Source organism: Gluconobacter sp. P1D12_c (genome assembly GCF_018812105.1).
Taxonomy (GTDB): Bacteria; Pseudomonadota; Alphaproteobacteria; order Acetobacterales; family Acetobacteraceae; genus Gluconobacter; species Gluconobacter oxydans_A.
In genome coordinates this window covers 1-390 of the sequence record NZ_JACSIQ010000713.1, presented here as the reverse complement: position 1 = coordinate 390, position 390 = coordinate 1, and the positions used below count along the sequence as shown (strand labels likewise).

Below are 390 nucleotides of genomic sequence, written 5' to 3'. Positions count from 1 at the left end.
TTCCGAATACTTCGAAGCTAATCAGGACGCCTTTCAGGAGCTTGCAGACTGGTATCTTTGAAGCTCCGCAGGACCGACGACAATGTAATTGTCATAGTCGGACACTATGACAAGTCAAATATTGATTTCTATCTGCTACAATAAGTTTCCAGTACCCCACAAACTGAGGGTCGGAGATTGTTATGGATATGGTAAAGAAGGAAAAATATAGAGAAATAGAGAGAGAAGTACAGAGGCTTGAAAATCTGTTCAATATAAAGGCTGTGCGATTGAAGGCACGTTATGAGACCAAGGCTATTCGTTATATGTTTGGGAATGGGGKCGAGGTTTATTGCGGTTGGGAAAAGCCTTACGATATCATGACTTGTTTGCATGACCATTATATTGACC

At 41.4% G+C, this 390-nt stretch carries 1 protein-coding gene; it reads left to right on the top strand.

The genetic code is table 11. From position 1 onward, the window contains the following. Positions 1-182: 182 nt before the first annotated feature. On the top strand, positions 183-390 hold a 208-nt coding region (locus KP705_RS18865; RefSeq protein WP_215765415.1), incomplete at its 3' end, for a hypothetical protein.